Here is a 22311-nt window from a genome sequence, read left to right as displayed (position 1 = left end):
GTGGGAACGCATCCGGTGACGCTCCGCGTCACGACTCAAGAGCGGACGCAGAGCGTCCAGGACGGCATTCCCACGCAGAGCGTGGGAACGATCATCATGAGCCTGATACTCTGATTCAAACCTCTTCAACCGAGTTTCCAATGCCCTGGCCCAACCGCCATACACTCTTCCCCTTCCTCAGCTGGCTCCCGCGCCAAACCCGCGCCAGCGTCGGGCGAGATGCAATCGTTGGCCTGAGCGGTGCAGTCCTGGCATTACCCCAGTCCATTGCCTACGCGCTGATCGCCGGGCTTCCACCGGAGTATGGCCTGTACGCCGCGATCATCCCGGTATTGATCGCCTGCTTGTGGGGCTCTTCCTGGCACCTGATCTGCGGCCCCACGGCAGCCATCTCTATCGTGCTCTACGCCAGCGTCAGCCCGTTGGCCGTGCCCGGCTCCCAGGACTACATCACACTCATCCTGTTGCTGACATTCCTGGCCGGCGTCTTCCAATGGCTGTTGGGTATGCTGCGCTTCGGCGCCCTGGTGAATTTCGTCTCGCATTCAGTGGTGCTCGGCTTCACCCTCGGCGCTGCGGTGGTGATCGCCCTGGGCCAACTGCCCAACCTGCTGGGGCTGGACCTGCCCAGCCAGGCCACGGCGATCAACAGTCTGCTGGCGCTGATCAACCATGCCGGGGAGTGGAATCGTCCTTCACTGGTGCTCGGGCTCGGCACCTTGCTGGTGGGGGTGCTGCTGAAACTCTGGGTACCGCGCTGGCCAACCCTGTTGATCGCGCTGGCCCTGGGCAGCCTCATCCCGTGGCTGTGGCCGACGATGTTCGGGGAGGTGGCGCGGGTCAGTTCATTTGTCGGCAAGCTGCCACCGTTCAGCCCGCTGCCGATGGACCTGGACATGGTCCTGCGCCTGCTGCCGAGTGCCGTGGCGGTGGGCATGCTGGGGCTGGTGACCAGCCTGTCGATTGCGCGCTCACTGTCGGCCCGCTCCCAACAATTGCTCGATGCAAATCAGGAAGTGCGCGCCCAGGGTTTATCCAACATCGTCGGCGGATTTTTCTCCGGGTACTTGTCGGCGGGTTCCTTCACACGGTCGGGCCTGAGTTATGAGGCAGGCGCCTGTTCGCCGCTGGCGGGGGTGTTTTCCGCATTGTGGGTGGCGTTGTTCGCGCTGTTCGGTGCGGCATTGATCGCGCATATCCCGATCCCGAGCATGGCCGCCAGCATCCTGCTGATTTGCTGGGGGTTGGTCGACCATCGCGGTATTCGGGCGCTGTTCCGGGTCAGCCGCGCAGAGTTCGTGGTGATGAACCTGACCTGCATCGCTACGCTGTTGCTGGAGTTGCAAACGGCCATTTACGCCGGGGTGCTGGCGTCGCTGTTTTTCTACCTCAAGCGCACCTCACAGCCGCGGGTCCAGCAATGGCGTGACGGAGAGGACGATGTGCTGCGGGTCGGCGGGTCGATCTTTTTCGGCGCCAGCCATTACCTGCAGGTGCGGCTGCAAAGCCTGCACGGCCAGCGGGTGGTGATCGAGGCGCAGCAGATCAACTTCATCGACTATTCCGGGGTGGAGATGCTGCACCAGGAAGCGCGCCGATTGAATGGAGTGGGGCGCAGCCTGGCGTTGCGCAAGGCCCGGCCACAGGTGGTGGAAGAGTTGAGGAAACTGGAAGGGGCCGACAACTGCCCCATCCATTTCGAAGACTGAACGCGGTTGAAACTGTGGGAGCGGGCTTGCTCGCGAATGCGGTGTGACAGTCGCCGTATGTATCGACTGATCCACCGCATTCGCGAGCAAGCCCGCTCCCACATTTGGATTGCGTCAGGCCAGTTGGCTACGCAATTCAGCCAGCACCGGCGCGGAGTCCGGTCGAACGCCGCGCCACAGGAAGAACGCTTCCGCGGCCTGTTCCACCAGCATCCCCAGGCCATCCATTGCCACCGCCGCGCCCTTCTCACTGGCCCAGCGGCAGAAAGTCGTAGGCTCTTTGCCGTACATCATGTCGTAGCAAAAAGTCTTTCCGGGTTCGATCAGGCTGCCGGCAATCGGCGGTACATCGCCTGACAGGCTGGCGGACGTGGCATTGATGATCAGGTCCACCGGTTCACGCAGCCAGTCGAAACCGCTGGCGGACACCGGGCCGAGATCGTCGAACAGCTCGGCGAGCAATTCGGCTTTTTCCACGGTGCGATTGGCAATGATCAGCGAAGCCGGCTGCTCAGCCAGCAATGGCTCCAACGCGCCGCGCACCGCACCACCGGCGCCCAGCAGCAGGATGCGTTTGCCTTGCAGGCTGAACCCGGCATTCACCGTCAAATCCCGCACCAGGCCGGCGCCGTCGGTGTTGTCTCCCAACAGGCTGCCATCGCCGAGCTTGCTCAGGGTATTCACCGCGCCGGCCCGTTGGGCGCGTTCGGTCAGGGTATTGGCCAGGCGATAGGCCTCTTCCTTGAACGGTACGGTGACGTTGGCGCCACGGCCTTGTGCGAAAAATGCTTTTGCACAGCCGGTGAAATCCTCCAACGGCGCGAGCAAGGTGCTGTAGTCCAGTTGCTCGCCGGTCTGTTCGGCGAACAGACGGTGAATCAGCGGCGACTTGCTGTGGCCGATGGGGTTGCCGAAGACGACATAACGATCCATCAGACCGCCGCCTTGGGCAGCACACCCAGCCAGTCGCGGTCTTGCAGGAAGTAGTCGGTTAGGCGCGCTTCTTCGCTGTCGGGGGCGGCTTTCCAGTCATAGCTCCAGCGCACTTGGGGTGGCAGCGACATCAGGATCGACTCGGTACGCCCGCCCGATTGCAGGCCAAACAAAGTGCCACGGTCGTAGACCAGGTTGAACTCGACGTAGCGGCCACGGCGGAATTCCTGGAATTCGCGCTGCTGCTCGGTATAGGCCATGGCCTTGCGGCGCTGGACGATCGGCAGGTAGGCGTCGATGTAGGCGTCGCCGATGGCGCGCATGAAGGCGAAGCTGGTGTCGAAGTCCCACTCGTTCAAATCATCGAAGAACAAACCGCCGATGCCACGCGGTTCGTTGCGGTGCTTGATGTGGAAGTAGGTGTCGCACCAGGCCTTGTAGCGTGAATAAACGTCCGGGCCAAACGGCGCGCAGGCCTGTTCGGCGACGCGGTGCCAGTGGATGCAGTCTTCTTCGTTGCCGTAGTAGGGCGTCAGGTCGAAGCCGCCGCCAAACCACCACACCGGCTCTTCGCCTTCTTTTTCAGCGATGAAAAAACGCACATTGGCGTGGGAAGTCGGCACATGCGGGTTGTGCGGGTGGATCACCAGCGACACGCCGAGGGCCTCAAAACCGCGACCGGCCAATTCCGGGCGATGGGCACTGGCGGACGGTGGGAGGCCGCTGCCAAACACGTGGGAAAAGTTAACGCCGCCTTTCTCGATTACCGAACCGTTTTCGATCACACGGGTGCGACCGCCGCCGCCGGCAGGCCGGGTCCAGGCGTCTTCGATGAAGCGAGTGTCCGTCTCGAAGGTTTCCAGGGCGCTGCAAATGCGGTCTTGCAGGTCAAGCAGGTAGGCTTTGACAGCCTCGGTGCGGGTAGTCATGACATCACCTTGAATCGGGCAACGCTACACGAGGCCATTGGGCATCGGCGGCAAATGGGCGCACAGGATACCACTGCACCCACTGCTGCCACAGTTGACGAAGATCAAGCTTAGGAGTCCGATAGGGGGCTACGCGAAATGACTTAAGGAGAGTGCAGATGGCCAAACGTATCCAGTTCCGTGCCCATGGCGGCCCCGAAGTGCTTGAGTATGTGGACTACACCCCGGCAGAACCCGGCCCGCAGCAGGTTCGCGTGCAGAACAAGGCCATTGGCCTGAACTTCATCGACACCTATTTCCGCAGCGGCCTGTATGCACCACCGGCCTTGCCGTCGGGCCTGGGCGCAGAAGGTGCCGGCGTGGTTGATGCGGTGGGCAGCGAAGTCACTCAATTCAAGGTCGGCGATCGCGTGGCCTACGGCAGCGGCCCGCTGGGCGCCTACAGCGAATTGCATGTGTTGCCGGCTGCCAACCTGGTGCACCTGCCGGACGACATCAGCTTCGAACAGGCCGCCGGCGCGATGCTCAAGGGCCTGACGGTGCAGTACCTGTTGCGCCAGACCTATGAGTTGAAGGGCGGCGAAACCATTCTGTTCCACGCCGCTGCCGGTGGCGTCGGCTCCCTGGCTTGCCAATGGGCCAAGGCCTTGGGCGTGAAGCTGATCGGTACCGTGAGTTCGCCGGAAAAAGCGGCGCTGGCCAAATCCCTCGGCGCCTGGGAAACCATCGACTACAGCAAGGAAAATGTCGCACAACGCGTGCTGGAACTGACTGACGGCAAGAAGTGCCCAGTGGTGTACGACGGCGTAGGCAAGGACACCTGGCTCACCTCGCTGGACAGTGTTGCGCCACGCGGGCTGGTGGTGAGTTTCGGTAATGCTTCGGGGGCGGTGGATGGGGTCAACCTGGGGATTCTGGCGGCCAAGGGCTCGCTGTATGTGACCCGGCCGACATTGGCGACCTATGCCAACAACCCGGAAAACCTGCAGGCGATGGCGGATGATCTGTTTTCGATGATCATCAGCGGGAAGCTGCAGATTGATATTAACCAACGGTTTTCGTTGGGGGATGCGGCGAAGGCGCAAATTGAGTTGTCGGCGCGGCGGACGACTGGGTCGACCATTCTGCTGCCATAGGGCGTTGGATTTTCAGCGGCTTTGAGGGCCTCTTCGCGAGCAAGTCGAATCGTCGCACCGCCGCTCCCACATTTGTCCGCGTTCCAAAAGTTGGACTCGGTCAAATGTGGGAGCGGGCTTGCTCGCGAAAGCAGGCGGCTCGGTCTCAGGAAGGCCGCACAACCTCACCCGTCGCCAGATCCCGAATCAGACTCGGGTTCTTGCGCCCCCCCAGATTCCCCCCCAATACCAGATCCACCTGCCCGCGGAAGTACTGCTCCACACGAATCCGCGTGCGCGCCGCCGGGCGGCCCTGCGGGTTGGCCGAGGTGGAAATCAGTGGCCCGACCAGCGAGCACAGATCCCGCACTTGCGGATGATCAGTCACCCGCAACGCCACCGTGTCATGCACCCCGGTAATCCACTCGGGCAGCAAGTCCTGATGGGGCACCAGCCACGTATTCGGGCCAGGCCAGGTACTGGCCATGCGGTCCATCCACTCATCGGGAAAGTCTTCGAAGAGAAAATCGAACTGACGGATATTGTCGGCAATCAGGATCAGCCCCTTATCCACAGACCGGCCCTTGATCGCCAGCAACCGATCCACCGCTTCTTCGTTCCAAGGGTCACAGCCCAGGCCCCAGACCGCCTCGGTTGGATAGGCAATCACTGCGCCTGCGCGAATTTCTCGTGCGGCTTCTCGCACCCGCCACCTGTTGACCATTACTCACTCTCCGGACTAAAGCTCTGCGCAGTTTACCGATCTTCGTTACAAAACCTAGCCGCGCGCAAGCCAGCGCCCGCTTTCGCAGATCACCCGGCCTTCCAGTTCCAGCTCCGTCAGGCTGGCCAGCACCTCGGACAAGGCCCTGCCACTGGCAATCGCCAGGGCTTCACTGGTGTGGGGCGCCGCGTGCAACAGCGCCACCAGCGGATGATTGACCGCAATCGGCGCCGGGCGGGAGAGGGCCTGCCAGCCACGCAGGTTTTCGAGAATGTGCTCGATGGTTTCCACCAGCACCGCGCCATCGCGGATCAGTTGATGGCAGCCTTTGGCCCCGGGGTGATGGATGGAGCCGGGGATGGCGTATACCTCGCGCCCTTGCTCCGCCGCCAGCCGCGCGGTGATCAGCGAACCGCTGGCCATGCTGGCCTCCACCACCAGTACCCCAAGCGACAGGCCACTGATAATACGGTTGCGGCGCGGGAAGTTGCCGGCCTGGGGCGCGGCGTCCAACGGAAACTCGGAAACCACGGCGCTGCCTTGGGCAATCATCGCCTCGGCCAAGCGTCGATGGCGCTGTGGATAAAAATTTTCGAGCCCGGTGCCCAGCACGCCGATTGTATGTCCACCAACATCCAAAGCCGCCTGGTGAGCAGCACCGTCGATACCCAGGGCAAGGCCACTGGTGATGACAAAACCGGCACTCGCCAGGCTGCGGGAAAACGCGGCGGCGGTATCCATTCCTGGCCTGGAGGCGCGACGGCTGCCGACCATCGCCAGCTGCGGTTTCTCCAGAATCGCCGGGTTGCCGGCGACGAATAATAGCGGGGGTGCATCATCCAATTCTGCAAGCAATGCCGGGTAGTCGGGTTGGTCCCACATCAGCAAATGCTGGGCCGGACGCTCCAACCAGGCCAATGCCGCACTGGCGCCATCACGTACTTCCTCGCAACGCCGGGCATCGGCGCTGGCCACCTTGAGCCCCAGGGAGCACCAGGCACTGGCCGGTGCGCTGATGGCTTTTGACGCAGAACCAAAGGCCTCGATAAGTTTTTTAAAGCCCTTGGGACCCAGTTCCGGCAGCCTGTGCAAGCGTAGTCGGGCTTCCAGTTCTGCCGGGGAAATTTCACGGTCATTCGTCGGTAACATTTGATCGTCCTTGATCGGAACAAGCTGTGGATAACTCTGTTGGTAACTTATTTAGCAACCTAATTATTGTCTTCGTTCAGGCGCCTCAAAACGGTCCATTACCGCCAGCGAACGCGACGCGCTGAGCACCAGGCCGTAGCTGAGCTTTTCGTAGGTACGGAACACCAATAGCGTCCCGGCCGGCTCGTCGGGCATCTTCACCGGAGCACCGGTCACTCGGTCCCGAACGGTTTCCCCGGTTTTCACCACGGCCAGCAAATGGCCTTCCATCAGGCCGTCACGACGGCCCTTGTTCAGCGTCACCGCGTCCAGCACGCCGATCTGCGTCACGCCCCGTGGCACGTCGATGATGTGCCCGGCAGTGGCGCGAGCAGGCATCTGAATCACCAGGCTGGTCAGGTCGATGGGCGCTTGCTGGCTGAGCAATCGGTCGCCGGGCCGCACTTCCTGGGTGACGCGCTGCACACCCAACGTGCTGACATCGCCCGCCGTCACAAAACGTGCGGTGCCAATGTCGTCGACGTTGATACCCAGCAATTCCTGGCTTTGCGGGTCGGTATAGGCCTTGCCGCGACGGAAGATCCCGTAGCTTTCGACTGCAGGGTCCAGGGCACCTCGCGCATAAATACGCTCGCCATCGGCGCCCAATACTCGTCCGGCATCTGCTGCAACAATATAGGGAGCGTGCTCCAGTTCCTGGGGGGTATCGAGAATGCGGTTGTGCAGTAAAAAGCGCTGGATGGCCTGCTGCGTATGAAGCGGCAACGGTTGGCCGGCCTGTGGATAGCTCTCGGGAACCTGGGCAATAACGGCCTGGGCCCACAGCAGCAAGACGAGTAGCGATTTCCTCATGGGGTGAATCTCCTTTATTATGTGCATTCGCGTGAAACGCCTTGGCCTTCGCGGCTTTCGGACGTTTTCCCACGGCACTTATCCCGGCACATCAAGGGTCCATCCCCGGCGCCGACTTGCCTTTACCTCACATGTGCAGCAATTACGCTTATGGCTATTTTGAACATCCTCGAATTTCCGGACTCACGCCTGCGCACCATCGCCAAGCCAGTGGCCGTAGTGGACGCCAAGGTTCGTCAGTTGGTCGATGACATGTTTGAAACAATGTATGAAGCCCCGGGTATCGGCCTCGCCGCGACCCAGGTCGACGTGCATCAGCGCGTCGTGGTCATGGACCTGTCCGAAGACCGCAGCGAGCCCCTGGTGTTTATCAACCCTGAGTTCGAAACCCTGACCGACGAGATGGGCCAGTACCAGGAAGGCTGCCTGTCGGTGCCCGACTTCTACGAGAACGTCGACCGTCCCCAGCGCGTCAAGATCAAGGCCCTGGACCGTGACGGCAAGCCGTTCGAGATGATTGCCGAAGGCCTGCTGGCGGTGTGCATCCAACACGAGTGCGACCACCTCAACGGCAAGCTGTTTGTCGATTACCTGTCCACGCTTAAACGCGACCGGATCAAGAAGAAGCTGGAAAAGAAGCATCGCCAGCAAGCTTGATTCCCTTCTTTCAAAGGCTTGCTCCGGCAAGCCTTTTTCTTTTGTGAGACGTTTCCCATGACCGAGCCACTGCGCATCGTTTTTGCCGGCACCCCCGAATTCGCCGCCGAACACCTCAAGGCCCTGCTCGCCAGCCCTTATGAAATCGTGGCGGTCTACACCCAGCCCGATCGCCCGGCCGGTCGTGGGCAAAAACTGATGCCCAGCCCGGTCAAGCAGCTGGCACTGGAAAACAACATTGTGGTGCTGCAGCCGCCGACCCTGCGCAACGCCGATGCCCAGGCCGAACTGGCTGCGCTGAAGCCAGACCTGCTGGTGGTGGTGGCCTACGGCTTGATCCTGCCCCAGGCTGTGCTGGATATCCCGCGCCTGGGCTGCATCAACAGCCACGCCTCGCTGCTGCCTCGCTGGCGTGGCGCGGCACCGATCCAGCGTGCCGTCGAAGCCGGTGATGCGCAAAGCGGGGTGACCGTGATGCGCATGGAAGCAGGCCTGGACACCGGGCCGATGCTGCTGAAAGTCACCACCCCGATCACCGGGCAAGACACCGGCGGCAGCCTGCATGATCGCCTCGCCGAAATGGGCCCGCCGGCTGTCGTCCAGGCCATCGCAGGCCTGGCTGCCGGCACTCTGCAAGGTGAAGTTCAGGACGACAGCCTCGCCACCTACGCCCACAAATTGAACAAGGATGAAGCCCGCATCGACTGGAGCCGCCCGGCCGTTGAGCTGGAGCGTCTGGTGCGTGCCTTCAACCCGTGGCCGATCTGCCACAGCACGCTCAATGGCGAGGCCTTGAAAGTACTGGCCGCCACCCTGGCCGAAGGCAAGGGCGCCCCCGGCGAGATCATCGGCGCCAGCAAGGACGGCCTGTTGGTAGCGTGCGGTGAACAGGCGCTGTGTCTGACCCGTCTGCAATTGCCCGGCGGCAAGGCGCTGAACTTCAGCGATTTGTTCAACAGCCGCCGTGAGAAATTTGCCGTTGGCATCGTCCTCGGCCAAGCGGTGGACGCGCAATGAACCCACGTCTGGCCGCCGCCAAGGCCCTGGCCGCCGTGCTCAACGGCAAGGCTTCCCTCAATAGTTCGTTGCCGACCCAACTGGATAGAGTCGAAGACCGCGATCGCGGCTTTACTCAGGACCTGGCCTTCGGTACCGCCCGCTGGCAGCCACGTTTATCGGCGCTGGCGGCCAAGCTGCTGCAAAAGCCGTTCAAGGCGGCGGACGCCGATGTCGAGGCGCTGCTGCTGGTGGGCCTGTATCAACTGCTCTACACCCGCGTGCCGGCCCACGCGGCAATCGGCGAAACCGTCGGTTGCGCCGACAAGCTGAAAAAGCCTTGGGCCAAGGCCCTGCTCAACGCCGTGCTGCGCCGCGCCCAGCGCGAAAGCGAAGCGCTGCTGGCCGAGCTGGAACATGACCCGGTGGTGCGCACCGCCCACCCGCGCTGGCTGCAAAAATCCCTGAAGGCGTTCTGGCCCGAGCAGTGGGAAGCCATCTGCGCGGCCAACAACGCGCACCCGCCGATGATCCTGCGGGTCAATCGCCGTCATCACACCCGCGACGCTTATCTCACATTGCTTGGCGAAGCCGGTGTAGCGGCCACGGCCTGCGTCTACAGCCAGGACGGCATCGTTCTTACAGAACCGGGCGATGTACGTAACCTGCCCGGGTTCGCCGAAGGCTGGATCAGCGTGCAGGACGAAGCCGCTCAACTGGCCGCCGACCTGCTGGACCTGGCCCCGGGCCAACGCGTACTGGACGCCTGTTGCGCCCCCGGCGGCAAGACCTGCCACATCATGGAAGTGCAAGCGGACCTGGCCGGTGTCGTCGCCGTCGACCTGGAAGCCAAGCGCCTGGTGCGTGTGCGGGAAAACCTCGCCCGTCTGGGCCTCAGCGCCGAGCTGATCGCCGCCGACGGCCGCGACACCGCCACCTGGTGGGACGGCAAGCCGTTCCAGCGCATCCTGCTGGACGCACCGTGCTCCGCCACCGGCGTGATCCGCCGCCACCCGGACATCAAGCTGACCCGCCAACCCGACGACATCGCCGCCCTGGCCGTGCTGCAAGGCGAGTTGCTGGACGCGTTGTGGCCGACCCTCGAAGTAGGCGGCATCCTGCTGTACGCCACCTGCTCGACGCTGCCTACCGAAAACACTGAAGTCATCGAAGCCTTCCTTACTCGCACCAGCGGCGCACGGGAACTGGACCTCGACATCCAGGCCGGGATCAAGCAGCCTCATGGCCGCCAGTTGCTGGCCCAGGAAGGCGGCCACGACGGGTTCTATTACGCCAAGCTGATCAAGATTGCCGCCGCTCGCGGCTGAATGGTTTTAAGGGAGTGACCGGATGAAAATCATCATCCTCGGCGCAGGGCAGGTTGGCGGTACGCTGGCCGAGCATTTGGCCAGCGAAGCCAACGATATCACCGTGGTCGACACCGACGCGGAGCGCCTGCGGGATTTGGGCGACCGTTTGGACATCCGTACCGTACAAGGCCGCGCCTCGTTTCCTACAGTGCTGCGCCAGGCCGGTGCCGACGATGCCGACATGCTGGTGGCAGTCACCAATAGTGACGAGACCAACATGGTTGCCTGCCAGGTCGCCCACACCCTGTTTCACACTCCGACCAAGATCGCCCGAGTGCGTGAGGCCGCGTACCTGACCCGCGCCGGACTGTTCGACAACGACGCGATCCCGGTCGATGTGCTGATCAGCCCGGAACAGGTGGTGACCCATTACATCAAGCGCCTGATCGAACACCCGGGCGCCTTGCAGGTGATCGACTTCGCCGAAGGCAAGGCACAGCTGGTGGCGGTCAAGGCCTACTACGGCGGGCCGTTGGTGGGCCAGCAACTGCGCCAGTTGCGCGAGCACATGCCCAACGTCGAGACGCGGGTGGCGGCGATCTTCCGTCGCGACCGGCCGATCCTGCCCCAGGGCGATACGGTGATCGAGGCTGACGACGAGGTGTTTTTCATCGCCGCCAAAGCGAACATTCGCGCGGTGATGAGCGAAATGCGCCGTCTGGATGAGACCTATAAACGCATCGTCATCGCCGGCGGCGGGCAGATCGGTGAGCGCTTGGCCGAGGCCATCGAAAGCCGCTACCAGGTGAAGATCATCGAGATGAATCCGGCACGCTGCCGGTATTTGTCCGACACCCTCGACAGCACCGTGGTCCTGCAGGGCAGCGCCTCGGATCGTGATCTGCTGCTGGAAGAAAACATCGCCGACGCCGATATCTTCCTGGCCCTGACCAACGATGACGAAGCCAACATCATGTCGTCGTTGCTGGCCAAGCGGCTGGGGGCGAAGAAGGTGATGACCATCATCAACAACCCGGCCTACGTCGACCTGATCCAGGGCGGCGATATCGACATCGCCATCAGCCCGCAACTGGCGACCATCGGCACCTTGCTAGCCCACGTGCGGCGCGGCGATATCGTCAGTGTGCACTCGTTGCGCCGGGGTGCGGCGGAAGCCATCGAGGCGATTGCCCACGGTGATTCAAAATCGAGCAAGGTGATTGGCAAGGCGATCCGCGATATCGGCCTGCCGCCGGGCACCACCATCGGCGCAATCATTCGCGATGAAGAAGTGATCATCGCCCACGACGACACGGTGATCGCCACGGGCGACCACGTGATTCTGTTCCTTGTGGATAAAAAACATATCCGCGATGTGGAGAAGCTGTTCCACGTGGGCCTGAGCTTTTTCTGATCAAACGGAGTGACCGACATGCTCGAATCCCTGGAAAAAATGCTCGCCAAGGGCGTGGATAACTCACTGCTGCGGTTTGGTTTGGGCAAGGGTTATCTTGATCTGAAGGACAACGCCAAGGCGGCCGAGCATTTGCAGAAATGCGTCGAGTTCGATCCGAAGTATTCGGCGGCGTGGAAGCTGTTGGGCAAGGCGCAGCTGGGGCAGGGTGATAACGCTGCAGCGCGGTTAGCTTGGGAGAAGGGTATTGAAGCGGCCCTGGCACATGGCGACAAGCAGGCCGAAAAGGAAATGACCGTATTCCTGAAGAAACTCGACCGCCAGGCTTAAGCAGAACCCAATGTGGGAGCGGGCTTGCTCGCGAAGGCGTCGTGTCAGTCACCGAATTTGTGTCTGATACACCGCCTTCGCGAGCAAGCCCGCTCCCACATTTTGTTTTGTGCCAACCTTGAGTCAGCCGTACATCAATACCACCGCGCCTCACCCGGCGGGCGTTTCTTGAAGCGTTTCATGCTCCACATGTACTGGCTCGGGTAAGCCCCCACATAGCGCTCCACCACCTTGCTCATCGCCGCACACGAAGTGGCTGTATCGGTGCTGTACATGTCTTCCGGCGCCGCTTCCAGGATCACTTTGTAGCCCGAGCCATCCGGCAGCCGCAGGGCATGCAGGAACACCCCGACCGCCTTGTGCCCCGCCAGCATGTTCGGCACGAACTTGCTGGTCAGCGCCTGGGTGGCGAAGAACGGCACGAAGATCCCGGCCGATTCCGCCGGCTCCGGATCCGCAGGAATCCCCACCTGGCCGCCTTTGCGCACTTCCTTGATGACGCTGAGGATGCCTTCCTTGGTGGACGCCGCCACGCGGTTACCCAGTTGCACCCGCTGTTTGCGCAGCAAGTCATCCACCGCCTTGAGCTTCGGCGGGCGGTAGAAAATGATCGGTTTGCACTGGCTGCAATAGAAGTGGTTCAACACTTCCCAGTTGCCCAGGTGGCTGGTGATACCGACCACGCCTTTGCCCGAGGCCAGGGCTTCGTGCAGCACTTCCAGGCCTTCGACCTCGCGCACCAGGTCGATGGAACGCTGGGCCGGCCAGATCCAGGCGCAGGCGCTTTCGGTCAGGGACTTGCCGATGTCCATCAGGCTGCGTCCAACGAGACGCTCGCGCTCGGCCGGATCCATGTCCGGGAAGCATTTGGACAGGTTGATCCGCACCGTCTCGCGGGAACGGTTGGGGGTTTTCCACATGATCCAGCCAATTGCCGAACCGACCGCTTGCACCGCGCGCCAGGGCAGCAGGGCAAACAACCGAAGAGCGCCTACCAGCAAGGCGCCTTTAAACTTTTCCACAGGTCACTCCTGATCGTGTGTGGTGCGCAAAACCGCCATTCTAACCGGCGTTGGCGAGGTCCGCGTAACGGTCGCAGTCCTGAGTGTGGTCCATGACCATGCCCGAGGCCTGCATGAACGCGTAGCAGATGGTCGGCCCGACGAAGGTGAAGCCGGCTTTTTTCAAGGCTTTGCTCATGGCCTCAGCCTCCGGCGTAATGGCCGGGACCTGGCTGCGGTCCTTGAAATGATTGACCTTGGGCACGCCGCCCACAAACGACCACAGAAACTCCACGGGGTCCTGCAGCGCCAGCCAGGCGGCGGCATTGCGCCGGGTGGCATTGAGTTTCAGGCGGTTACGCACGATGCCCGGATCGAGCATCAGCGCTTCGATCTCGGCATCGCTCAGTTGGGCCAGACGCTGCGCATCAAAGCCGAACAAGACCTTTCGATAATGCTCGCGTTTGCGTAAAACGGTGATCCAGGACAGGCCCGCCTGGAACCCTTCGAGCAAAAGCAACTCGAACAGTCCCTGCGCATCGCGCAGCGGCGTTCCCCACTCCTGATCGTGATAAGCCATGTACAGCGGATCTTCAGAACACCAAAAGCAGCGTGGCATAAGGCTCCAGGGGATGGTGGCGCGGCCGAATCGGGTATACTCCCGCTCTTTAAATCGCAGCCCAAGTAACAGGTGAATTTCGTGAGCCAGCCTACGCCAGCCGTGCGTACCTTCCAAGACTTGATCCTCGCCCTCCAGCAATACTGGGCCGAGCAAGGTTGTGTGGTACTTCAGCCCTACGATATGGAAGTAGGCGCCGGCACTTTCCACACCGCTACCTTCCTGCGGGCCATCGGCCCGGAAACCTGGAACGCCGCTTATGTGCAGCCCAGTCGTCGCCCGACTGACGGCCGCTACGGCGAAAACCCGAACCGCCTGCAGCACTACTACCAGTTCCAGGTGGTTCTGAAGCCAAACCCGGACAACTTCCAGGAGCTGTACCTGGGCTCGTTGAAACATGTCGGCCTGGACCCGCTGGTCCACGACATCCGTTTCGTCGAAGACAACTGGGAATCGCCAACCCTGGGCGCCTGGGGCCTGGGCTGGGAAGTCTGGCTCAACGGCATGGAAGTGACACAGTTCACTTACTTCCAGCAAGCCGGCGGCATCGAGTGCTACCCGGTGACCGGCGAGATCACCTACGGTCTCGAGCGCCTGGCCATGTACCTGCAAGGCGTGGACTCGGTCTACGACCTGGTGTGGGCTGACGGCCCGTTCGGCAAGGTGACCTACGGCGACGTGTTCCACCAGAACGAAGTGGAGCAGTCGACCTACAACTTCGAACACGCGAACGTCGAGAAGCTGTTCGAACTGTTCGACTTCTATGAAAGCGAAGCCAAGCGCCTGATCGAACTGGATCAGCCGCTGCCGTTGCCAAGCTATGAAATGGTTCTGAAGGCATCCCACACCTTCAACCTGCTGGACGCCCGTCGTGCCATCTCGGTAACTGCGCGCCAGCAATACATCCTGCGTGTACGCACCCTGGCGCGTTCCGTCGCCCAAGCCTACCTGTTGGCTCGCGCCAAGCTGGGCTTCCCGATGGCCACCCCGGACCTGCGTGATGAAGTGTTGGCTAAGCTGGAGGCTGCACAATGAGTGCTCAAGATTTCCTGGTTGAACTGGGCACCGAAGAGCTGCCACCCAAGGCACTGAATACCCTGGCCGACGCATTCCTGGCCGGTATCGAAAAAGGCCTGCAAACCGCTGGCCTGAAGTTCGCCGCAAAAAAAGTCTACGCCGCGCCGCGCCGACTGGCTGTGTTGCTCACCGCACTGGAAACTCAGCAGCCGGACCGCAGCATCAACCTCGACGGCCCGCCACGCCAGGCCGCCTTCGATGCTGAAGGCAACCCGACTCAAGCCGCCCTTGGTTTTGCCAAGAAGTGTGGCGTCGAGCTGAGCGAAATCGACCAGAGTGGCCCGAAGCTGCGTTTCAGCCAGGTCATCACCGGCAAGCCGACCGCCAGCCTGTTGCCGACCATCGTTGAAGACTCGCTGAACGACCTGCCGATTCCCAAGCGCATGCGCTGGGGTGCCCGCAAGGAAGAGTTCGTGCGCCCGACCCAATGGCTGGTGATGCTGCTCGGTGACCAGGTCATCGACTGCACCATCCTCGCCCAGAAGGCCGGCCGTGATTCACGTGGCCACCGCTTCCACCATCCGGAAGCCGTGCGCATCACCGCGCCCGCCAACTACCTCAATGACCTGCGTGCAGCCTATGTGCTGGCGGATGCCAATGAGCGCCGCGAGCTGATCAGCAAGCGTACCGAAGAGCTGGCCCGTCTGCAGGAAGGCACCGCCATCGTGCCGCCAAGCCTGCTGGACGAAGTGACCGCTTTGGTTGAATGGCCAGTGCCGCTGGTGTGCTCGTTCGAGGAGCGTTTCCTCGACGTGCCGCAGGAAGCGCTGATCACCACCATGCAGGACAACCAGAAGTATTTCTGCCTGCTGGACGTCGACGGCAAGCTGCTGCCGCGCTTCATCACCGTGGCCAACATCGAAAGCAAGGACCCGCAGCAGATCATCGCCGGTAACGAAAAAGTCGTTCGCCCGCGCCTGACTGACGCCGAGTTCTTCTTCAAGCAAGACAAGAAGCAGAAGCTCGAAGACTTCAACCTGCGCCTGCAGAACGTGGTGTTCCAGGAAAAACTCGGCAGCGTATACGACAAGGCCGTACGGGTTTCCAAGCTGGCGGCCTACATCGCGCCACGCATTGGTGGCGATGCTGCCTGGGCTGCGCGTGCCGGCCTGCTGTCCAAGTGCGACCTGGCCACCGAGATGGTCGGCGAGTTCCCGGAGATGCAAGGTGTTGCCGGTTACTACTACGCCCTGAATGATGGCGAGCCGCAAGACGTCGCCCTCGCGCTGAACGAGCAGTACATGCCGCGCGGTGCCGGCGCCGAGCTGCCGACCACCCTCACCGGTGCGGCCGTGGCCATCGCTGACAAGCTGGATACCCTCGTCGGTATCTTCGGTATCGGCATGTTGCCTACCGGCAGCAAAGACCCGTATGCGCTGCGCCGTGCGGCCCTGGGCGTGCTGCGCATCCTGATCGACAAGAAGCTCGACCTCGACCTGACCCAGGCCGTGGTGTTTGCGGTTGGCCAGTTCGGTGCCAAGGTCAAGCAAGCGGGCCTGGCCGAGCAAGTGCTGGAGTTCGTGTTCGACCGTCTGCGTGCGCGTTACGAAGACGAAGGTGTGGACGTTTCGGTGTACCTGTCGGTACGTGCCCTGCAACCAGGTTCGGCGCTGGACTTCGACCAGCGTGTGCAGGCCGTACAGGCCTTCCGCAAGCTGCCGGAAGCCGGTGCCCTGGCCGCCGTGAACAAGCGTGTGTCGAACCTGCTGAGCAAGGCCGACAACCTCGGCAATGCCGAAGTCGACCCGGGCCTGTTTGCCGATGCCAAGGAGTTCTCGCTGAACTCGGCCATCGCCAAGGCAGAAAATGCAGTGAAGCCGCTGATCGCCGAACGCAACTACGCCGAAGCCTTGGCGCGCCTGGCCACGTTGCGTGAGCCGGTGGATGCGTTCTTCGAAGCGGTGATGATCAATGCCGAAGACGCGGGCGTGCGGAAAAACCGCTACGCCATGCTGGCGCGCCTGCGCGGCCTGTTCATCAATATCGCTGACATTTCCGTGCTGAGCTGACCATGTTGAAACTGCTGATTCTCGACCGGGACGGAGTGATCAATTACGACTCCGACGCTTACATCAAATCGGTGGCGGAATGGATTCCACTGCCCGGCTCGATCGAGGCCATCGCGCAGTTGAGCAAAGCGGGCTGGACAGTGGCCATCGCCACCAACCAGTCCGGCATCGCCCGCGGCTACTACGACATCGCCACCCTCGACGCCATGCACGCGCGCCTGCGCACGCTGGTGGCCGAGCAGGGCGGTGACGTAGGGCTGGTGGTGTATTGCCCGCACGGTCCGGATGAAGGCTGCGATTGCCGCAAGCCCAAACCGGGTATGCTTAAAACTATTGCTGAACATTACGACGTGCCGTTGGCTGGGCTATGGTTTGTCGGGGACAGCCTCGGTGACCTGGAAGCCGCCAAAGCCGTCGACTCTCAGCCAGTTTTGGTAAAAACCGGGAAAGGCGAAAAGACCCAGGCTAAAACCCTGCCGGTAGGTACTTTGATTTTTGACGATCTGGCGGCGGTTGCCGCAGAACTTATCAACAACTAGCAGCCCTTCTGACTTCCTGACCAAGGACTGTTCGGGAGCGCGCTTTTAACAGGCGGGCGTTGTCCCGCAACGGTAAATGCCGCCATGTCGATTTTGCAGGCCATCAGAACCTTCTTCTTTTACCTGCTGTTGGGCACCAGCTCTTTTCTCTGGTGCACCCTGAGCTTTTTTATCGCGCCTTTCCTGCCGTTCAAGGCGCGCTATCGTTTCATCAACGTCTTTTGGTGCAACTGCGCGCTGTGGTTGACCAAGGTGTTCCTGAACATTCGTTTCGAGATCAAGGGCGCCGAAAACGTCCCGGACCAGCCTTGTGTGATTCTGTCGAACCACCAGAGCACCTGGGAAACCTTTTTCCTGTCTGCGTATTTCTCGCCCCTGAGCCAAGTGCTCAAGCGTGAGCTGCTGTACGTGCCATTCTTCGGCTGGGCCATGGCCATGCTGCGACCGATCGCCATCGACCGCGACAACCCCAAGGCCGCACTCAAGCATGTGGCCAAGAAGGGCGATGAGCTGTTGAAGGATGGGGTTTGGGTGCTGATCTTCCCTGAAGGCACACGCGTGCCCTACGGCACTGTGGGCAAGTTCTCACGTGGCGGTACGGCCCTGGCGGTGAACGCCCGGCTGCCGGTGCTGCCGATTGCTCACAATGCCGGCAAGTTCTGGCCAAAGACCGGCTGGGCCAAGCGTGAAGGCACCATCACTGTAATCATTGGCGAGCCCATGTATGCCGAGGGCGAAGGCCCACGTGCCATTGCAGCGCTGAACGACCGTGCCCAGGCATGGAATGAAGCGCAACAAAGGGCCATGGGTTCGTTGCCGCCGGAGCCGGTTGTGGTCGACACGCCGGTGATTTGAGTTTCTGTGGATAACCTGTGTACGGTTTGTTGGCGAATTGCTCTTTTTGGCTTATAGGCTGCTGATTTACTTACATATTTCCCAAGCTCATAAAACAGCGGAAAAGGTGCATAAGTTTTTCCCGCATTAAAAAACCGGTCCTTGAGACCGGTTTTTTATGCACAGGTGAAAAGCCGCGATTCAGTCTCGCCACAATGGCAGCTGAAGGATGAAGGTCGTACCTTTATCCACCTCGCTTTCGCAGCGAATTCTCCCACCGTGACGATCCACGACGGCCTTGACCATGGTCAGCCCCAACCCCAATCCTTCACTGCCCTGAGCCGAGGCGAAGCGTCGGTATTGAGCGAAGAGTTCGGGCAAATCCTGCGGGGAGATTCCTCGCCCCTGGTCGCTGATGCGGCACTCCAACGCGTCTTCATGGCGGGTCAGGCTTAACGTAACGGTGGTGCCCGATGGGCTGTATTTCACCGCATTTTCCAACAGGTTGAATAAGGCGCGGGTCAGCAGCGATTGATCCGCCCAGACCATTTCTTCGCCGTCTTCATCCAGGTGATGGACCAGGCGAATGCCTTTCAACTGGGCGTGCACTGCGAGTTGATCAAATGCGTCGAGCACCAACATGGCGAACAGGCTGGGCTGGAATTGGTAGCCATCGGATTCGGCTTTCGCCAACTGCACGAATGATTCGGTCAGGTTCAGGGCACGGCGGACTTGTTGTTCGATCTGCGCAAATATCGGCGCGGCGGTGTCCTGAACATCCAACAGGGCCAGGATCGCCGAATGCGGCGCACGCAAGTCATGGGACAGAAAGCGCAGCAGGGTCTCCCGTTGCTGCTGGGCATCACGCTCAATGCTCAGGTCTGTGAGGCTCAGCAGCCAGCCCAGGGCCACGTCACCGTCTGCAGGCAGCAGCGGCGCCAGGTCGAGGCGCAGGCTGCGGTCAAGGGTGTCGCGGAACTCGACAATCTCCAGCGTCGACAGGGCAGGGCGAACACCGTCCTGCAGCGGTGGGTAACCTAATGCGGCTAGCTGATCCAAGAGGTTTTCGGCCACCAGTTCATTGCCGAACACATCGCGGGCAATTCGATTGGCCAGCAGGACGTTGCCCCTGGGATCGGTAATCAAGGTTGCTACAGGCAAACATTCCAGCCCATCGGCCATGAAGCGACGAGTGTCCCGGGTACGGCTGACCGCTTGTTCGAGGGCGAAGATTCGTCCCTGCAATACATCACCCTGGCTGGCGGGCGCTCGACGGCGCTCCGGGAGCACTTTGGGTTCGTTGTCCAGGCGTGCCAGTTCCCAGCCGAAGTAGGCCAGGATCACGCTCAGGCGCCGCCAGTTCCAGATCAGATAGCTGAGCAACATGCCAACCAGACTTGCTGCCGGCGACCACCAATGGCCCAGGCGCAACAGGCCCCAAGAACCCAGAAGCGCAGCCCCCATGCAACCGAGGGTCAGCCACAGTGCATAACGCGGGCGAAACAGCAGAAGGCCCAACAGCACCGCGACCATCGCGGTGGCCAGTAGCGTCGCCATCCACACGGGCAGATCGACAATACTGCGCCCTTGCAGCAAGCCATTGAGAATATTTGCCTGGATCTCCACGCCCGGGGTGGTGCCGACACTGGCCGAAAGCGGCGTGACATAACGGTCGCCCATGCCCGGTGCCGTAGCGCCAATCAGGATCAAGCGGTCGCGCAGCAACTCGGATGGCACCTCCCCGCGCAAGACACTGATATACGGCACGCTGGGAAAGCCAGCATGACTGGCAATAAAAGGAATTCGAATGGCATTTTCCCGCTGCCAGCTGGAGCTTTCCGACGGACCAGGTGCGCCCGGCATTCCGGATGGCTGGCCGCTCAGTTCAAACGCCAGCCAGGCTAACTGCGGTGTCAAATTACCGGGTGGACCTTCACGCAAATACAGGCTTCGAACGATGCCGTCGCTGTCCGCTTCCACGTTGATATGGCCGACGCTACGGGCGCAATCACGCAAGGGCAACACGGGCAGGATTTGCGCCACAGGCTGGCCGTAGCGCGGCGAGCCTTCACGAATCAAAGGCAACAGGACGTTGCCAGCGTTGCACATAGCCTCGGCCAGGCGCAGGTCATTGGCTGGCTCCCGGGCGGGCTCGCTGAAGATCACATCAAACAGGATGCCGGCAGGCTTGGCGGCGCTCAGCCGATCAAGCAGGTCGGCATGCACACGTCGGGACCACGGCCATTGGCCGAGCTCCTTCAGGCTTCGGTCGTCGATCGTTACCAGCAGGATGCGTGGATCCACCGATAAAGGCGCCAGCCGGCGGAGGCTGTCATACAGCGGGTTATTGAGGGCCAGGCCAGGGCTCAGGGACAGGAAGGCCGTGATGGGTAATAGCAACAGGCTGACCCACAGCCATTCGCGCACCAGGCCATTGAACAGCCGCTGAGCCTGAGTCGGTTGGCGCTTTTCAGCCCTGTGCCACAGCCTCACCGGCTCGCGTCCAGGGCACTACTGCACGCGGTTCGCGGGTGGGTAATAGAAAATGTCATAAACCCCGGTTTCTCCCTCAAGCCCGTGTTCATCATATGCCGACAAGCGAACGTGATAGAACGATGCTTTCAGCCCAGTGAAGCGCATTTGCGGCTTGTCGGAGAAGTTTTCCTGCTTGATGTTCAGAAACTCCTTATCGGTCGCGACCTGGGCCCGGTAGCGTTGGGCCCCGGCCAATGGCCGCAGGAACAGGGTCCAGACAGGCGCATCGCCCTTTTGGCCGTCCTGGCCGACCAACCGTGGCGCATCAAGCAGTTCCACGGGTTTTAGTTCGCCTTGTTTCTTGAACGCGAGGCCCTGCCGCGCACCAACCTTTACTTCACCAGAGACTGGACCGGTAATGGGCTTCTTCTTGATAGGGCGCGGGCTCGGTGGAGCGTCATCACGATTGACCGCCACTAGCCCGTTGAGTACTTCCACCAGCGATTGTTCGCCATCGTTACGTACACGGAAATGCGTGCCGCGTACCCCCAGAACGCCCACCGGGGTCATGATCTGGAAACGGTCATAGTCGCTGGCACGCTTGATCACGTAAGCCTCGACCTGACCTTCTTCAAGAATCACCTGGGGAATGGATTGCTCCTCGACCAGATGCAATCGGACCTGGGAGCTGGAGGGCAAGACAATCCGCGAGCCGTCCCCCAGCAACAGGCTGACAAATGCGCCCGATGAGGTTTTTACGCTTTCTTGTTCATCGATGAACATGCCTTCTTCCAGGGCCGTGGACACACCCTTGGCATCCAGTTTCCAGGCTTCACCCGTGAGGTGCTGCACCACTGCCGGAAGCGGTTGCGCGCGGCACATCCGGTTGTCGTCGATATAGGGTGCACGGGGAGGGGAAGGGCGTGCCAAGGCCGGAAGACTCACTACGCCAAGCGTAACGATCAGGCCCGAACTCAACAGCGTAGTAGCGGCAGAGCGGAATCGGCAAGGGAAAAAGGTCATGGCGCTCATCAAGATTCTAGTTCTAATGGGTCATCAGAAAGCACTTTCAGGCAGCGTCTTGCAGCGGGAAGACCTTGAGTACCGTCTACGATACTCGATGAGGTATCCAGTCGATAGCCGAAATATCTGGGAGCGTGAGATCCATTGCAGAAGATGACACGTCCCTGTGTCGGAGCACCTCCGTCGCTCCAATCCGTGTGTCATCCAGCGAGAGCGAATTTACCTACAACATAGGTGCATCGGACCGATTCGCAACATTTGTTCAGATTTGCGGGTACTTAAAATACCCAACGTTGGGTCTGCTGCTGTTCGCTGAGTTGCTGAAACGGTGAACGGGCGAAGCCCATGCCATTGCCGGGCTCACTCAAAGTCTGCCGTTCCTCGAACGGCATAGGTATCGCCGGCTTATTGGCCCCGACCGTTTCCGTGCCCAGCGTAGCAACCATCACCACCAATACCAGTCTTCCCCATACATCAACCTTCCCCAGAACGGCCATACGTCTCGAAACAGCATAAAACCAGATTGCCATTGATCCTTTTCCTGAAGGTCTCGAGCCGGTATCTTCCCAGCTTGGGTGTTGACGATTTCCAATGGCTTGCGGCCATTTGATATCAG

The 22311-nt window shown here is 61.2% G+C and carries 21 protein-coding genes; 11 read left to right on the top strand and 10 right to left on the bottom strand.

Annotated elements, in window-relative coordinates:
• Positions 1-140 precede the first annotated feature (140 nt).
• Complete coding sequence (locus tag HX821_RS05460; RefSeq protein ID WP_177035383.1) at positions 141-1709, top strand: SulP family inorganic anion transporter; 1569 nt, start codon at positions 141-143, stop codon at positions 1707-1709.
• A gap of 114 nt (positions 1710-1823) precedes the next feature.
• On the opposite strand, the gene aroE is transcribed toward HX821_RS05460, so the two are convergent.
• Together aroE and hemF are read right to left on the bottom strand one after the other, a co-directional pair.
• Positions 1824-2642, bottom strand: coding sequence for a shikimate dehydrogenase (gene aroE / locus HX821_RS05455; protein ID WP_177022423.1), 819 nt, complete (start codon positions 2640-2642; stop codon positions 1824-1826).
• Entirely contained in the window at positions 2642-3571 is a 930-nt protein-coding gene (hemF, locus tag HX821_RS05450) for an oxygen-dependent coproporphyrinogen oxidase (protein WP_003213625.1), read from the bottom strand. The genes aroE and hemF overlap by 1 nt, the downstream gene beginning before the upstream one ends.
• 158 nt (positions 3572-3729) lie before the next feature.
• On the opposite strand from hemF, the gene HX821_RS05445 reads away from it, so the two are divergent.
• Complete coding sequence (locus HX821_RS05445) at positions 3730-4707, top strand: NADPH:quinone reductase (RefSeq protein ID WP_076013283.1); 978 nt, start codon at positions 3730-3732, stop codon at positions 4705-4707.
• 145 nt (positions 4708-4852) lie between these two features.
• Here the strand turns inward: HX821_RS05445 and HX821_RS05440 are convergent, their stop codons facing one another.
• From HX821_RS05440 to HX821_RS05430, 3 genes are all read right to left on the bottom strand, one after another.
• Entirely contained in the window at positions 4853-5410 is a 558-nt protein-coding gene (locus HX821_RS05440; RefSeq protein ID WP_003213622.1) for an L-threonylcarbamoyladenylate synthase, read from the bottom strand.
• A 54-nt stretch (positions 5411-5464) separates the two neighbouring features.
• On the bottom strand, positions 5465-6559 hold the full coding sequence (dprA, locus tag HX821_RS05435) for a DNA-processing protein DprA (protein WP_177035382.1): 1095 nt from the start codon (positions 6557-6559) through the stop codon (positions 5465-5467).
• Between the two features lie 63 nt (positions 6560-6622).
• Positions 6623-7411, bottom strand: a complete 789-nt coding sequence (locus HX821_RS05430) for a peptidoglycan-binding protein (RefSeq protein ID WP_177022420.1) — start codon at positions 7409-7411, stop codon at positions 6623-6625.
• A 150-nt stretch (positions 7412-7561) separates the two neighbouring features.
• Here HX821_RS05430 and def point away from each other — a divergent pair, with 150 nt between their 5' ends.
• From def to HX821_RS05405, 5 genes are read left to right on the top strand one after another with little or no spacing between them, the layout of a single operon-like run.
• Positions 7562-8068 carry a peptide deformylase gene (gene def / locus HX821_RS05425; RefSeq protein ID WP_003213617.1) on the top strand — a complete coding sequence of 169 codons (507 nt, stop codon included), beginning with the start codon at positions 7562-7564 and terminating at the stop codon, positions 8066-8068.
• Positions 8069-8125: 57 nt separating this feature from the next.
• The gene (fmt, locus tag HX821_RS05420; protein ID WP_003213615.1) at positions 8126-9085 is read left to right on the top strand and encodes a methionyl-tRNA formyltransferase; all 960 of its coding nucleotides are present in this window, start codon (positions 8126-8128) and stop codon (positions 9083-9085) included.
• On the top strand, positions 9082-10392 hold the full coding sequence (rsmB, locus tag HX821_RS05415) for a 16S rRNA (cytosine(967)-C(5))-methyltransferase RsmB (RefSeq protein WP_177035381.1): 1311 nt from the start codon (positions 9082-9084) through the stop codon (positions 10390-10392). The genes fmt and rsmB overlap by 4 nt, the downstream gene beginning before the upstream one ends.
• 22 nt (positions 10393-10414) lie before the next feature.
• The gene (gene trkA, locus HX821_RS05410) at positions 10415-11788 is read left to right on the top strand and encodes a Trk system potassium transporter TrkA (protein WP_003213611.1); all 1374 of its coding nucleotides are present in this window, start codon (positions 10415-10417) and stop codon (positions 11786-11788) included.
• A gap of 18 nt (positions 11789-11806) precedes the next feature.
• Positions 11807-12118: a lipopolysaccharide assembly protein LapB gene (locus HX821_RS05405; RefSeq protein ID WP_003213608.1), complete on the top strand. Its 312-nt coding sequence runs from the start codon at positions 11807-11809 to the stop codon at positions 12116-12118.
• A gap of 134 nt (positions 12119-12252) precedes the next feature.
• Here HX821_RS05405 and HX821_RS05400 read toward each other — a convergent pair whose 3' ends face one another.
• Positions 12253-13140 (bottom strand): lysophospholipid acyltransferase, encoded by an 888-nt coding sequence (locus HX821_RS05400; protein WP_003213605.1) that lies wholly within the window; start codon positions 13138-13140, stop codon positions 12253-12255.
• Positions 13141-13180: 40 nt separating this feature from the next.
• Positions 13181-13738 (bottom strand): DNA-3-methyladenine glycosylase I, encoded by a 558-nt coding sequence (locus tag HX821_RS05395; RefSeq protein WP_087694571.1) that lies wholly within the window; start codon positions 13736-13738, stop codon positions 13181-13183.
• 81 nt (positions 13739-13819) lie between these two features.
• Here HX821_RS05395 and glyQ point away from each other — a divergent pair, with 81 nt between their 5' ends.
• The 4 genes from glyQ to HX821_RS05375 all read left to right on the top strand — a co-directional run bounded on the left by glyQ (position 13820) and on the right by HX821_RS05375 (position 18218).
• A complete protein-coding gene (gene glyQ / locus HX821_RS05390) occupies positions 13820-14773 on the top strand; it encodes a glycine--tRNA ligase subunit alpha (protein ID WP_003213601.1) in 954 nt (317 codons plus the stop codon).
• Positions 14770-16824, top strand: a complete 2055-nt coding sequence (glyS, locus tag HX821_RS05385; protein ID WP_003213599.1) for a glycine--tRNA ligase subunit beta — start codon at positions 14770-14772, stop codon at positions 16822-16824. Before glyQ ends, glyS begins: the two co-directional genes overlap by 4 nt.
• Positions 16825-16826: 2 nt before the next feature.
• Positions 16827-17363 (top strand): D-glycero-beta-D-manno-heptose 1,7-bisphosphate 7-phosphatase, encoded by a 537-nt coding sequence (gene gmhB, locus HX821_RS05380; protein ID WP_177035380.1) that lies wholly within the window; start codon positions 16827-16829, stop codon positions 17361-17363.
• Between the two features lie 84 nt (positions 17364-17447).
• Positions 17448-18218, top strand: a complete 771-nt coding sequence (locus HX821_RS05375; protein WP_177035379.1) for a 1-acyl-sn-glycerol-3-phosphate acyltransferase — start codon at positions 17448-17450, stop codon at positions 18216-18218.
• Between the two features lie 180 nt (positions 18219-18398).
• Here the strand turns inward: HX821_RS05375 and HX821_RS05370 are convergent, their stop codons facing one another.
• From HX821_RS05370 to HX821_RS05360, 3 genes are all read right to left on the bottom strand, one after another.
• Positions 18399-20690: a CHASE2 domain-containing protein gene (locus HX821_RS05370; RefSeq protein WP_177035378.1), complete on the bottom strand. Its 2292-nt coding sequence runs from the start codon at positions 20688-20690 to the stop codon at positions 18399-18401.
• Between the two features lie 18 nt (positions 20691-20708).
• Positions 20709-21704, bottom strand: coding sequence for a FecR domain-containing protein (locus HX821_RS05365; RefSeq protein WP_256344268.1), 996 nt, complete (start codon positions 21702-21704; stop codon positions 20709-20711).
• Positions 21705-21973: 269 nt separating this feature from the next.
• The gene (locus tag HX821_RS05360) at positions 21974-22225 is read right to left on the bottom strand and encodes a hypothetical protein (RefSeq protein ID WP_003213590.1); all 252 of its coding nucleotides are present in this window, start codon (positions 22223-22225) and stop codon (positions 21974-21976) included.
• Positions 22226-22311 lie beyond the last annotated feature (86 nt).

Origin of the sequence: Pseudomonas sp. B6001 (genome assembly GCF_013386015.1) — a bacterium.
GTDB lineage: Bacteria > Pseudomonadota > Gammaproteobacteria > Pseudomonadales > Pseudomonadaceae > Aquipseudomonas.
The sequence above is the reverse complement of the archived record's forward strand: the minus strand, read 5'-3'. Positions and strand labels throughout refer to the sequence as shown.